The following is a 12,725-nucleotide window of genomic DNA, read 5'->3' as shown; positions in this document are numbered from 1 at the left end:
ACCCCGATCCAAAAAGGAGCTGCGCCCTGTGAGCGATCTACGGCCGACCGCCGTGATCGTCCTCGCCGCCGGTGAGGGCACACGCATGAAGTCCACGACCCCCAAGGTCCTCCACACGATCGGGGGCCGCAGTCTCGTGGCCCACGCGATCAGGGCGGCCCGGGGCACGAGCCCGCACCACCTCGCCGTCGTCGTGCGCCACGAGCGCGACCGCGTCGCCGAGCACGTGGCGCAGGTCGACCCGGAGGCGGTCGTCGCCGACCAGGACGACGTCAAGGGCACCGGCCGCGCCGTCGAGTGCGCGCTCCAGTCCCTTCCCGAAGGCCTCGACGGCACCGTCGTCGTGACCTACGGCGACGTGCCGCTCCTCTCGTCGGAGACCATCCTGGAGCTCACCGCGATGCACGACGCCAGTGGCGACGCCATCACGATGCTCACCTCGAGGCCCCAGGACCCCACGGGCTACGGGCGGATCGTCCGAGGGGCAGATGGCGCGGTGGAAGCCATCGTCGAGCAGAAGGACGCCACTGAGGACGAGCGCGCGATCCGCGAGGTCAACAGCGGCATCTACGCGTTCGATGCGCGGTTCCTCCGTGAGGCGCTCTCGGAGGTGGGCACCGACAATGCCCAGGGAGAGATGTACCTCACCGACGTCGTGGTGATCGCCCGACGTCGTGGCCTCGCGGTCCACGCCGACCTCGTCGACGACGTGTGGCAGACCGAGGGCGTCAACGACAAGGTGCAGCTCGCCCGACTCGGCGCCGAGCTCAACCGCCGCACCGTCGAGCAGGCGATGCGCGACGGCGCGATCGTCATCGACCCCTCGACGACCTGGCTCGACGCCGACGTGACGATCGGCCCCGACACCGTCGTGCGGCCCGGCACGCAGATCCTCGGCGCCAGCACGATCGGCCGCGACTGCGTCATCGGTCCAGACACGACGCTGACCGACGTCGAGGTGGGTGACGGGGCGAGCGTCGTGCGCACGCAGGCCGAGCTGGCCGAGATCGGGCCCGGTGCCACCGTCGGCCCCTTCTCCTACCTGCGTCCCGGCACTCGCCTCGGCGCCAAGGGCAAGATCGGCGGCTTCGTCGAGACGAAGAACGCCGACATCGGCGCGGGCGCCAAGGTGCCGCACCTGACCTACTGCGGTGACGCAACCATCGGCGAGGGCGCCAACATCGGCGCCGGCACGATTTTCGCCAACTACGACGGCGTCACCAAGGGCCACTGCACCGTCGGCGCGCACAGCTTCATCGGCAGCAACTCCGTCATCGTCGCGCCGCGGACGATCGCCGACGGTGCCTACGTCGCCGCGGGGTCGGCCGTCGTCAGCGATGTCGCCCCGGGGCAGCTCGCGGTGACCCGGGCGCAACAGCGCAACGTGGACGGCTGGGTGGCCCGCCGCCGGGCGGGCACGAGGACCGAGGAGGCCGCCAGGGCCGCGCAGGCCCTGGCGAGCACCGAGCACACCTCCGAGCAGACCTCCGAGACGAAGGACGCCCAGCGATGAGCGGCATCAACAAGACGACCGAGAAGCACCTCATGGTCTTCTCCGGCCGGGCCCACCCGCAGCTCGCGCAGGAAGTCGCCGCGGCGCTCGGCACCGACCTCGTCCCGACGAGTGCCTACGACTTCGCCAACGGCGAGATCTACGTCCGCTACGAGGAGTCCGTCCGCGGCTCCGACGCGTTCGTCATCCAGAGCCACACCGCTCCGATCAACGAGTGGATCATGGAGCAGCTCATCATGATCGACGCGCTCAAGCGGGCGTCGGCCAAGCGCATCACCGTCGTCCTGCCCTTCTACGGCTACGCCCGCCAGGACAAGAAGCACCGCGGCCGTGAGCCGATCTCGGCCCGCCTCATGGCCGACCTCTTCAAGACGGCAGGAGCCAACCGGCTCATGGCGATCGACCTGCACACCGCGCAGATCCAGGGCTTCTTCGACGGGCCCGTCGACCACCTCATGGCGATGCCGATCCTCGCCGACTACGTCGGCAAGAAGTACGGCCACCTCGACCTCGCCGTCGTCTCGCCCGACGCCGGCCGCATCAAGGTCGCCGAGGACTGGAGCTCCCGCCTCGGCGGCGCCCCGCTGGCCTTCATCCACAAGACACGCGACATCAACCGGCCCAACGAGGTCGTCGCCAACCGCGTCGTCGGTGAGATCAAGGGCCGCGTCTGCGTCCTCGTCGACGACATGATCGACACGGCCGGCACGATCACCAAGGCCGCCGACGCCCTCATGGACCAGGGCGCGGCCGGTGTCATCATCGCCGCGACGCACGCGATCCTCTCGGGCCCGGCCGTCGACCGCCTCAAGGCCTGCAAGGTCGAGGAGGTCATCGTCACCAACACCCTCCCGATCCCGGACGACCGCCGCTTCGACAAGCTCGCGGTCCTCTCGATCGCCCCGCTCGTCTCGATGGCGATCAAGGAGGTCTTCGAGGACGGCTCGGTGACGAGCCTCTTCGACGGCAAGGCCTGAGCAGCCCACCGCACGACGAGGGCGTATGCCGCCGGGACCCGTCCGGCGGCATACGCCCTCCGTGCGTGGTGGCGTCCTCAGGCGTGCGCGGCCCGGCGGGCCCGGTAGGCCGCGGTGTGGGCGCGCGCCGCGCAGCCGCCCTCGCAGAAGCGTCGCGAACGGTTGCGGGAGAGATCGACGACGACGTCGTCGCAGTCGGCGGCCTCGCACACGCGCAGCCGGGCGAGCTCTCCGGCGCGCACGACGTCGATGACGGCGATCGCTGCCTCGACGGCCATCCGTCGGGCGAGCGGGGCGTCGGCGGGGGTGGCGTGGACGTGCCAGCCCACGCCGTCGTGGTCGACGAGCTGGGGGACGGCGCGCGCCTCGGCGAGCAGCTCGTTGACGAGGGTGACGACGCCGGCCTCGTCCTCGTCCCAGAAGCCGCGCAGCCGAGGTCGCAGCGCGCGGACCGCCGCGAGCTCGGCGGCGTCGTGGTCGAAGCGGCCGGTCCACCCCTGGTCGCGGTAGAGCGCCCCGAGCTCGTCGAGGGTCGTCAGCCGGTCGGGGTCACCGTCGCCCGGCACGGAGCCGGGCATCGTGTTGACGAGCGCCGCGGCAGCGGCGAGCGCGACGTCGGTGTCATGGGTGAAAAGCATGTTGACTCCTGACGGTTGCGGTCGCTACTGTCATGAGTGTAAGCATTTTTGGTACTGACGTGGCGCACGCGACGCGGGCCGGTCGGCAGGAGCGGTGGGGGAGTGTCATGGCGGAGCCGGTCGTGGTCGGGGAGCCCGCGCTGGTCGGCGCCGTGGCAAGCACCGTGACGGGCTCCGGGACGGACGGGGCGACGCGGTCTCCGTCACGGCCGGTCCGCCACCCGCTCGTCGGCCTCGGGGTGGCCCTCGCGTCAGCCGCTGCCTTCGCGACGTCGGGTGCCTTCGGCAAGTCGCTGCTCGTCGGCGGCTGGTCGCCCGGCGCCGTCGTCACGATGCGCATCACCCTGGCTGCGGTCGTGCTGCTCGGCCCGGCCCTGTGGTCGCTGCGCGGCCGGTGGGCTGCGCTGCGACGCAACGCGTGGGTCGTCGTCGGCTACGGCCTCACCGGCGTCGCCGGCTGCCAGCTCGCCTACTTCAACGCCGTGACCCACCTGTCGGTCGGGGTGGCCCTGCTGCTCGAGTACCTCGCGCCGGTTCTCATCGTCGGGTGGCTGTGGCTGCGCCACCGTCAGGCCCCGCGCCGGCTCACGCTCGTCGGCGTGGCTCTGGCCGTGGCCGGCCTGCTCCTCGTCCTCGACGTCGTCGGCGGCGGAGCGAGCGTCAGCGTCGCCGGCGTGCTCTGGGGGCTCGGGGCCGCCGTCTGCCTCGTGCTCTACTTCCTGCTCGCCGACCACGTCGACGACGACGTGCCGCCGCTCGCCCTCGCCGGCGGGGGCCTCGTCGTCGGAGCTGCGTCGCTCGGCCTCGCGGGACTGGTGGGCGTCCTCGACATGTCGAGGGGTGCGGCCCGGGTGCCGCTCGGTGGCGTCGTCGTGGAGTGGTGGGTGCCGGTGCTCGTCATCGCGATCGTCGCCGCCGCCTTCGCCTACGTCACGGGCATCGCGGCCGTGCGGATGCTCGGCCCCAAGGTGGCCTCCTTCGTGGCCCTGACCGAGGTGCTCTTCGCGGTGCTCTTCGCCTGGCTCGTCCTCGCCGAGCTCCCGACCCCGGTCCAGCTCGTCGGCGGGCTCCTCATCGTCGGCGGCCTCGTGGCGGTCCGCGCCGACGAGTCCCGCGGGCCGGCGCACGTCGTCGACGAGCCCGTCACGGGCCCGGCCGCCCGGCCCTAGGAGCCCGCGGTCCAACGCGCCGAACCCACGGGCGCGCCCTAGAGTGACCGGCATGCAGTGGCGTCAGGGCGTGGCGTGCGTGCTGGGGGTCGTCACCCTGGCGGGAGCCGCCGCGTGCACGCCGCCGGCCCCGACCACGCAGCCACCTCCGTCGGTCGCCGCCCTGACGACCGACCCCGCCCCCGCCCCCGCCCCGGCGCCGGCCACGACCTCGGCGCCGGCGTCCGGCGCAGGGACGAACGCATCGTCCACGCGCGTGCACCTGACCGCGGCCGGTGACTACGGCGCCAACGTCGCGACGACCGGCGCGGTGCTGCAGGCGCTGCGCGCTACGGGCTCCGACGGCCACTTCGCCCTCGGCGACCTCTCCTACGGCTCGCCGGGTGGGGAGCCCTCGTGGTGCTCCTTCGTCACGTCGCGCCTCGGCACCGGGTTCCCCTTCGAGGTGCTCTCGGGCAACCACGAGAGCAGCGGCACCAACGGCTACATCGACCGTTTCGCGAGCTGCCTGCCCAACCGCCTCTCCGGGATGGTCGGGACGTACGCCCGCCAGTACTACGTCGACCTGCCCCGCACGGCGCCCCTCGTCCGCGTCGTGCTCATCTCCCCGGGCCTGACCTTCCCCGCGGCCACGTGGAGCTACGCGGCGGGGACGCCGCGCTACACGTGGACCGCGGCAGCCATCGACGGCGCCCGGCGGGCGGGCATCCGGTGGGTCGTCGTCGCCATGCACATGCCGTGCCTGTCGATGGGCCGCTACGGCTGTTCGAGCGGGACCGACCTGCAGCACCTGCTCGTCTCCAAGCGGGTCGACCTCGTGCTCTCCGGGCACGAGCACCTCTACCAGCGCACCAAGCAGCTGCGCGAGCGCTCGGGGTGCGCGCGGATCCCCGTCGGGTCCTACGCGCCTGCCTGCGTCGTCGACGCCGACCGGTCGATGGTGGCCGGCGCCGGCACCGTCTTCGCCACGGTCGGGACCGGCGGCGTGGCCCTGCGACCGATCACGGCGACCGACGCGGAGCGCGGCTACTTCGCCACCGCGTCGGGTGCCGGCAGCAACCCGACCTACGGCTTCGCCGACCTGCGCGTCACGCCCGACGAGCTGCGCTACTCCTTCGTCCGGGGAGCGGGGGGCAGCTTCACGGACTCGTGGGTGCTCCGGCGTACACCCACCCTGTGACCCCCGGCCGGGCCCGATGCCTGAGGCGGCGCCGGATTTCCCCGCCCGGGCGTCCGTCCCGTAAGATCGAGCAGTTGCCTCGGCGAGGGACGGTGCACGGCTGCCACGGCAGGGCGTGACGAGGTCCGTGATCGACGCGGTGGCCTGACGTGGAGCTCTCCATGGTCGGGTTCGCCTCTGCGTGCGGCCCACACGACCGTCCCGCTCCGTCACTGCCGATCACCGCGCGTCGTCCCGCGTCGAGGCCGACCACAGAGACCGCCTCACCCGAGATACCCAGGAGACCCCCGTGTCCGACAACACCAAGCTCGTCGCCGAGAAGCGCACCGACTTCGGCAAGGGCGCCGCCCGCAAGATCCGCCGCGCCGGCAACATCCCCGCCGTCATGTACGGCCACGGCACCGAGCCCGTGCACATCTCGCTGCCCGGCCACGACACGATGATGGCCCTCAAGCAGGCCAACGCCCTGCTGACGATCGTCGTCGACGGCAAGGAGCAGCTCGCCCTCGCCAAGGACGTCCAGCGCGACGCCATCAAGCCGGTCATCGACCACGTCGACCTCGTCGTCGTCCGCAAGGGCGAGAAGGTCACCGTCGACGTCGCCGTGCACCTCGAGGGCGAGGCCGCTCCCGAGACCGTCGTCACGCTCGACCACAACACGCTCCAGGTCGAGGCGCTCGCCACGAACATCCCCGAGAACGTCGTCGTCTCCGTCGAGGGCCTCGAGGCCGGCACGCAGATCCTCGCCGGCGCCGTCGAGCTGCCCGAGGGTGCGACGCTCGTCACCGACGAGGAGGCGCTCGTCGTCAACGTGACGCAGGCCATCTCCGCCGAGGCCCTCGAGGCCGAGCTCGCCGAGGCCGAGGCCGAGGCCGGCATCGAGCGCGAGGAGTCCGACGAGGAGGCTGCCGAGGCCGCCGACGCCGAGGGCGAGTCCGCCGGGGGCGACGCCGCCAAGGCCGAGGGCGACGAGGCCTGAGCCTCCCTCCCTTCCGTGGCGCCGCGCGCCACACCACGCGTCCACGGGTCCCGCCCGAGCTCCGGCTCGGCGGGGCCCGTGCCCGCACCAGCAGCACACCAGCAGCACCCTGCACCTGACCGTGGGCTCGTCACCCCACCGGCCACCCACCGACCACCGATCGAGGACCGCATGGACACCTGGCTCGTCGTCGGACTCGGCAACCCCGGGCCCGGATACGCCGGCAACCGACACAACGTCGGGGCCATGACGGTCGACGAGGTCGCCGGCCGGGCGACGGGTGGCCGGGCCACGTTCAAGGCGCACAAGGCTGCCCGGGCCCGCGTGGCCGAGGTCCGGCTGCGCGTCGGCGGCCCCAAGGTGGTCCTCGCCGTGCCGTCGATGTTCATGAACGAGTCGGGATCGGCCGTCGCGGGTCTCTCGAAGTACTACGACGTGCCCACCGACCGCATCGTCGTGCTCCACGACGAGCTCGACATCGACGCGGGGCTCGTCCGGCTCAAGCAGGGCGGCGGCGAGGGCGGCCACAACGGCCTGCGCTCCATCTCGCGCTCGCTCGGCACCCGCGACTACCTCCGGGTGCGCCTGGGCATCGGGCGCCCGCCCGGCCGCCAGGATCCGGCGGACTTCGTGCTCAAGGACTTCTCCAAGGCCGAGCGCACCGAGGTCCTGCCGTTCCTGCTCGACGAGGGCGCCGACGCCGTCGAGGCGCTCCTCGACGTCGGGCTCCTCGACGCCCAGCAGCGCTTCCACGCTCCGCGCTGACCCACTCCGACCTCAGACCCGGCGGCCGATGTGTCGGGGTCGGCTCAGGTCGACGATCGAGTAAGCAGCAGCAGGACCCAGTCCGTGTCCCCGCCCGCGTTGCGGCCGGGGGGCCTGACCGTGATGATCGCCCCGTCCCTGTCCGACAGGTCGGCCGCCACACTCGTCCCGTCGACGGGGTCGCGCCAGACACCACGTGTCACCGGCAGTGCCAGTGCCGAGGGGTCGAGCTCCGTGGGGGAGCTGGACGGGTTGTACACGACGGCGAATGACTCGTCACACGCCAGGGCCGCCACGGCCTGCGAGGTATCGGCAGGGTCGGCGCGAGGAAGCAGCGCGCCGTGGTCAGGTCGCAGCATCCACCAGTCCGTTCCGCCGATGATGCGCGCGAACTGCGTCATGCCGCGGGTGCCCGGGGAGTCGAGCTGGCCCCTCCAGTCGGTCGGAGCGGCATACAGCTCCCTCGCGTCGAAGTTCCAGATGGGGTTGTTGCCGAAGACGTTCCCGATGCCACCGGCGATGATGGTCTCGTAGCTCTGACGTCGCAGATCCGCTGCCGGCGTGTCGCGTTCGTTCTCGTAGGCCGCTTCGATGAGGAAGAGCGGGTCGGTGCCGTCACTGCGAGCCTCCGAGACGGCCGTGAAAGGTCGCCCGCGCGTGTAGACGTTGTCGACGGTGAACCAGGCCTGGTCGCGCCACACCTGAGCAACCCTGGAGTCCGGGATGCCGTGGTACGTCTGAAGGCTGCCGGGACTGACCTCCGCGATGCCCTCGGCGACCGCGTTCACCAGCGCCGCCTCGGGGACCTCGAAGTCGCCTCCCTGGACCCACAGGACGTTGTCCCGTGCCGCGAAGCGCTGACCGACGAAGCGTCCATAGCTCCGCAACCGCTCCGGTCCCATCGCCTGCATCTCCCGGTACCAGCCCTGGTCGCCCCCGGCATAGCCCGCGTAGGCGGGTGCGAGAAGCACGAGAAAGCCGAGGTCCTCGGCCACGCTGACCACCCGCTCGGCGTGCTCGAAGTACTCGGGGTTGGGCCGGGTGAAGTCACCCGGCGTCGTGAACGGAGGTATGCCCCGGATGTCCGCAGGCGCGTTGTCGGCGAAGTGGTGCTCGATGAGGTTGACGAGGATCGTGTTGAAGCCGCTCGCCCTTCGGCTCTGCAGGTAGGCGGTGGCGTCCGCCTCCGACAGCTGGGCGATGAGCGACCAGGCCGCGTCGCCGACGACGAGGAAGGGACGCCCGTCGCGGTCGACGATCTGGCGTTGGAGCGCATCGACCGTCAGGGGGAACGCAGCTGAGTGGCTGTTCGGGTCCGCGGACGGGTCACCCGGTGCGCAACGTCCGGTAGGAACCACAGTGCCAGCGGGGTCGTTGCTGTCCGCCGTCGCCCCCGTGGGCGCCGCTGACTCGGTCGTGCACTGTGAAGAGGGCTCCACCACGGTTGTCCTGCATGAATCCAACGGTTGCATCGACGAGCACGCCGAGAGGCCCACGCACAGAACCGCGGCGGCGGCCCCCAGGATGAGGTCGCTCACGCGTGGCACCTCGTCAGGTTATCAATCGTCGCTCGCCGCATTCGTGCCCCGAGAGCGTCCGGCCCGGCTATTTTGGCCGAGTCGGCTGACTGTCGTCGATGTCTGCGAAGCGCTCGGCCTGCCGAGTCGGAAGGGGGCATGCGGTCATGGGCAGCAATGTCGAGGACCGAGGGCGGCGGACGGAGTCTGCCGTTCCCGACCCACCCGGCGTCTCTGCGACCTTCACGTTCAGCCTCGAGACGTACGACGACTGCCTGGCCAGGGAGTTCTGTCGCCCGCCGGACCAGATCCTGCGAGCGCTCGCGGGGGACCCGCGTGTCACCTCGCTCGCCGTGGTCGACCCGTGGCGGTCTCGCGTCGTCGACCTCGTCCGCGGACGAGGGACCCGTCTGGTGAGCCGGGACCTCCTCGACGGGCGTCCCGTCGTCCGGCTGCGGCCACGCAGACTCCGGTTGCGTGAGCCGACGTCGCCGCGGGTCCTACGCGCGGGCTACGCGAGACTGGGGCGGATCATGGCTGCCCACGCCGGGCCGGTCGGATCCTCCACGGCTCTGGTCACCGTCAACCCCTTCATCGCCGCCTGGAGCAGCGACGGCTTCGACCGGTGCATCTATTTCGGTCGGGACGACTGGGCCAGCTTCCCGCCCCAAGAGCCCTGGTGGGATGCCTACCGCGCCGCGTACGCCGCCATCGCCGCGTCGTGCGACCACGTCTTCGTCGTCTCCCAGACCCTGGCCGAGCGAGTGGCACCCGGGTTCGCCCGCGTGATCCCGAACGGAGTCGACGTGCGGCGCTGGAGTGCAAGCCACACCCCGAGTCCGCACCTGGAGGGCATGGCCCGACCGGTCGGCATCTATGCGGGCACGGTCGACGAGCGGATCGACCTCGACGTCATCAGCGCCGCCGGTGCGTTCCTCGGCTCGATCGCCGTGGCGGGCCCGTGCCCGGATGCCGCGGTCGGCGATCGGCTTCGCGAGATGCCGGGGGTGCGTCTGCTGGGGAGGCTGGGTCAGGACGAGCTCGTCCAGGCGATCCAGTCCGCCGATGTCGGCCTGCTGCCTCACGCCGACACCCCGCTCACGCGCGCCATGTCGCCCCTGAAGCTCTACGAGTACCTCGCCGGGGGACTTCCCGTGGTGGCGACGGACCTCCCCCCGGTCCGCGGAGAAGGCCCGAGGGTGTTCCTGTGCCCCGGCAGCGACGACTGGCCGATCGCCCTTCGCGCTGCCATCAGCCAGCCGCGTCTCAGTGAGTCAGAGCGCCGACGGACGGTCGACTCCCTGTCGTGGTCGAGCAGGCTCCAGCCGCTCCTGGATGCGGTGGCCGGTGTGTGAGAGGGCCCCGCGTCGCAGGCTTGCACGGACTCGTTCGGTGGGGCCCTTGCCATTGCAGGTCCACGTGGCGGAGTTCGTCGGTACCGCGATATCGGGACAGCGCTCCGATTAGCCTCGGGGGAGAAGTCACGGAATGACGCCAGGACCACTGGGAGGGCAGTCGAAAGGTGTCTGCGACGGCTCGAGCATCGGGAGACTCCCCGGACTCCGGGGAGTCGGCAGTACTGCCCAGCCTGCGCGGGCTGGTCGGGGCGACGCGCGCGACCGCGGCCGCGCACGCCCTCACGCAGGTGCTACGACTCGTGACCAGCCTGGTCCTGGCTCGTCTGCTGACTCCGGCCGACTTCGGCGCCGTCGCCGTCGCGCTCGTCATCGTGGTGCTTCTGGACCAGCTGCGCGACCTGGGCACGGGGGCCGCGCTCGTCCAGCGACACACGCTGACCAACAGCCTCATCAACTCGGTCTTCTGGCTCAACGTGGCGCTCGGTCTTATGCTCGGCGGGCTCCTCGCCCTGTGCGCCGGGCCCCTGTCGCACCTGTTGGGCCAGCCGTCGACGGTCGGGGTGCTCCGGGCCTTCGGCCTCATCACGGTCGTGACGTCGATGGCACAGGTCCACCAGGCTCTGCTCCGCCGGGACCTGTTCTTCGGCCGGTTGGCAGAGGTGGTCGTTCTCGGAGCGGTGGCCACGACGATCGTCAGCATCGCGCTGGCGGTCGCGGGCCTGGGGGAGTGGTCGATCGTCCTCGGCACCCTCGCCGGTACCGTCCTCAGCACGGTGTGGTCGTGGGTCCGGCAACCATGGCGGCCGTCCGGGTTCGGCACGCTCGCCGACCTGCGATCGGTGTCGAGGTTCAGCGGGAATCTCGTGATGGCCAACATCGTGTGGTTCGTGGCGATGGGTCAGGCCGACAAGGTCATCATCTCCCGGGTGCTCGGGTTGAACGCGTTGGGCACCTACTCCCTGGCCCAGCGCTCGGTGACGTACAGCCTGACGTCGGTCCGCAGTGTCGTCGGCCAGGTGATCTACCCCGCCCTGTCCCGCAGCGCCCACGACGGACAGACCCAGGGACGCATCCTCACGAGGGCGTCGGGGGCGGTGGCCCTCCTGCTGTTCCCGGCAACGGTCGGCCTGGCCTGTGTAGCTCAGCCGCTCGTTCCCCTCGTGGTCGGGGAGGGGTGGCCCGGGCTCCCTCTCCTCGTGGCCATCATGGCGCCGGCCGGCGCCGTCCAGGCCGTGTCCGGCCTGTGCAACCACGTGTTCACGTCACGAGGGCTTGCGAGCTGGACCTTCCGCTGGGACGCGGCACAAGCGGTCCTCTTCGTGGTCGCGTTCCTGGTCGGTGTCCGGTGGGGAGTGATTGGAGTGACGATCGGGTATGCCGCCGCAGCCTTTGCCGTGGCGCCGGTGGGTGCGTCGCTGGCCTGCCGGCTCATCGGGCTGCCCTTCCGGGCGTACCTGGGCGCCTTGGCGCCTGCCGCGGTGGCTGCACTGTTGACCGCGACCGTCGCCCTTCCCCTCGCGCGGCTCCCCGTCCAACCGTTGTGGGCCGTCTCGGCCGCGGTGCTCGCGGGCCTCTGCGTGAACGCCGCCCTGGCCTTCGTGTGGCGGCCGCCGGCCGCCAGGGACCTGGCGGTGCTCGTGGCGTCGCGGCGGCGGGGCCACCGTGATCCGATGTCGAGTCAGGAGAAGACCGGATGACCGGGACGGCCGACCCGGGGGACACCCCCCGCCTCAGCATCGGCATGCCGCTGTACAACGCGACGAGGTACCTCGAGGAGTCGTTCCGGTCCCTGCTCGGCCAGGACTTCACGGACTTCGAGATCATCGTGAGCGACAACGCCTCAACGGACGACACCTGGGAGATCTGCGAGCGCTTCGCTGCGTCCGACTCGCGGGTCCGGCTGCACCGCAACGAGCGGAACCTTGGCGTGGCGGCGAACTTCAACGGCGTGGTGCGTCTCGCCCGAGGGGAGCTCTTCAAGTGGGTCGCCTATGACGACCTCATGGAGCCGACGTTCCTCAGTGCCTGCATCGCCGAGCTAGACCGGTCCGGGCCCGGCACGGTGCTGGCCTACCCGCGCACCAGGCTGATTGACGAGGCGGGCCAGCCGGTGTCCGACTACGACGACGACCTCGACATCATGAACCGACTTCCGTTCCAGCGAGTCGGCGCCTTCGCCCGCCGCTGGAACCTCTGCAACCCCGTGTACGGCGTCATTCGGCGGGACGCGCTCATGCGGACCGGGCTTGAGCGGCCGTACGTCTCCGGCGACGTACCCCTGCTGTTCGAGCTGGCGATGCAGGGCGAGTTCCACGAAGTCCCCGGAAGGCTCTTCCTCCGGCGCTTCCACACGGCATCCAGCCTGGGGAACGCAGAGGCGTTCTACCAGCCGGACGACCCCCGCCGGCAGTCCTTTCCGCGCTGGCGGCTGACGGCCAACATCCTGTCCGTGCTGCTGCACGCAGAAGCCCCCGTCCCGGTGCGCTGGTCATGCGCGGCGTCCTTCCTCTCCGTCTGGGGGCTTCGCAACGCCCGGATCCACGGTGGTCGGTACAAGGCGCTGCTGGCGGATGCCGTCCGGGAGCGCCGGCGCGGCGTGCTCCGCGGAGGTGTGACGAGGTGAACGCGG

The 12,725-nt window shown here is 71.4% G+C and carries 11 protein-coding genes; 9 read left to right on the top strand and 2 right to left on the bottom strand.

Features of this window, described 5'->3' with window-relative positions:
* The first annotated feature begins 28 nt into the window (after positions 1-28).
* Together glmU and ACSQ2D_RS15995 are read left to right on the top strand one after the other, a co-directional pair.
* Positions 29-1,513 (top strand): bifunctional UDP-N-acetylglucosamine diphosphorylase/glucosamine-1-phosphate N-acetyltransferase GlmU, encoded by a 1,485-nt coding sequence (glmU, locus tag ACSQ2D_RS16000; protein ID WP_435986923.1) that lies wholly within the window; start codon positions 29-31, stop codon positions 1,511-1,513.
* A complete protein-coding gene (locus tag ACSQ2D_RS15995; RefSeq protein WP_435986922.1) occupies positions 1,510-2,490 on the top strand; it encodes a ribose-phosphate diphosphokinase in 981 nt (326 codons plus the stop codon). Before glmU ends, ACSQ2D_RS15995 begins: the two co-directional genes overlap by 4 nt.
* A gap of 77 nt (positions 2,491-2,567) precedes the next feature.
* Here ACSQ2D_RS15995 and ACSQ2D_RS15990 read toward each other — a convergent pair whose 3' ends face one another.
* Entirely contained in the window at positions 2,568-3,128 is a 561-nt protein-coding gene (locus ACSQ2D_RS15990; RefSeq protein ID WP_435986921.1) for a CGNR zinc finger domain-containing protein, read from the bottom strand.
* A gap of 107 nt (positions 3,129-3,235) precedes the next feature.
* Here ACSQ2D_RS15990 and ACSQ2D_RS15985 point away from each other — a divergent pair, with 107 nt between their 5' ends.
* The 4 genes from ACSQ2D_RS15985 (at position 3,236) to pth (ending at position 7,221) form a co-directional block, all read left to right on the top strand.
* Positions 3,236-4,297, top strand: a complete 1,062-nt coding sequence (locus tag ACSQ2D_RS15985) for an EamA family transporter (protein WP_435986920.1) — start codon at positions 3,236-3,238, stop codon at positions 4,295-4,297.
* Between the two features lie 52 nt (positions 4,298-4,349).
* Complete coding sequence (locus ACSQ2D_RS15980; protein ID WP_435986919.1) at positions 4,350-5,477, top strand: metallophosphoesterase; 1,128 nt, start codon at positions 4,350-4,352, stop codon at positions 5,475-5,477.
* A gap of 289 nt (positions 5,478-5,766) precedes the next feature.
* A complete protein-coding gene (locus ACSQ2D_RS15975) occupies positions 5,767-6,456 on the top strand; it encodes a 50S ribosomal protein L25/general stress protein Ctc (protein WP_435986918.1) in 690 nt (229 codons plus the stop codon).
* 171 nt (positions 6,457-6,627) lie between these two features.
* Complete coding sequence (gene pth, locus ACSQ2D_RS15970) at positions 6,628-7,221, top strand: aminoacyl-tRNA hydrolase (RefSeq protein WP_435986917.1); 594 nt, start codon at positions 6,628-6,630, stop codon at positions 7,219-7,221.
* A 44-nt stretch (positions 7,222-7,265) separates the two neighbouring features.
* On the opposite strand, the gene ACSQ2D_RS15965 is transcribed toward pth, so the two are convergent.
* Positions 7,266-8,579, bottom strand: a complete 1,314-nt coding sequence (locus tag ACSQ2D_RS15965; protein WP_435986916.1) for an apiosidase-like domain-containing protein — start codon at positions 8,577-8,579, stop codon at positions 7,266-7,268.
* 632 nt (positions 8,580-9,211) lie between these two features.
* Here ACSQ2D_RS15965 and ACSQ2D_RS15960 point away from each other — a divergent pair.
* The 3 genes from ACSQ2D_RS15960 (at position 9,212) to ACSQ2D_RS15950 (ending at position 12,719) form a co-directional block, all read left to right on the top strand.
* The gene (locus tag ACSQ2D_RS15960) at positions 9,212-10,093 is read left to right on the top strand and encodes a glycosyltransferase (RefSeq protein ID WP_435986915.1); all 882 of its coding nucleotides are present in this window, start codon (positions 9,212-9,214) and stop codon (positions 10,091-10,093) included.
* A gap of 167 nt (positions 10,094-10,260) precedes the next feature.
* Complete coding sequence (locus tag ACSQ2D_RS15955) at positions 10,261-11,793, top strand: lipopolysaccharide biosynthesis protein (protein WP_435986914.1); 1,533 nt, start codon at positions 10,261-10,263, stop codon at positions 11,791-11,793.
* Positions 11,790-12,719 carry a glycosyltransferase family 2 protein gene (locus ACSQ2D_RS15950; protein ID WP_435986913.1) on the top strand — a complete coding sequence of 310 codons (930 nt, stop codon included), beginning with the start codon at positions 11,790-11,792 and terminating at the stop codon, positions 12,717-12,719. Before ACSQ2D_RS15955 ends, ACSQ2D_RS15950 begins: the two co-directional genes overlap by 4 nt.
* The last annotated feature ends 6 nt before the right edge of the window (positions 12,720-12,725 follow it).

This window comes from Terrabacter sp. LjRoot27 (assembly GCF_964254175.1).
Lineage (GTDB): Bacteria > Actinomycetota > Actinomycetes > Actinomycetales > Dermatophilaceae > Terrabacter.
Note: the sequence above shows the minus strand (reverse complement) of the source record. Positions and strands in the feature narration are given on the sequence as shown.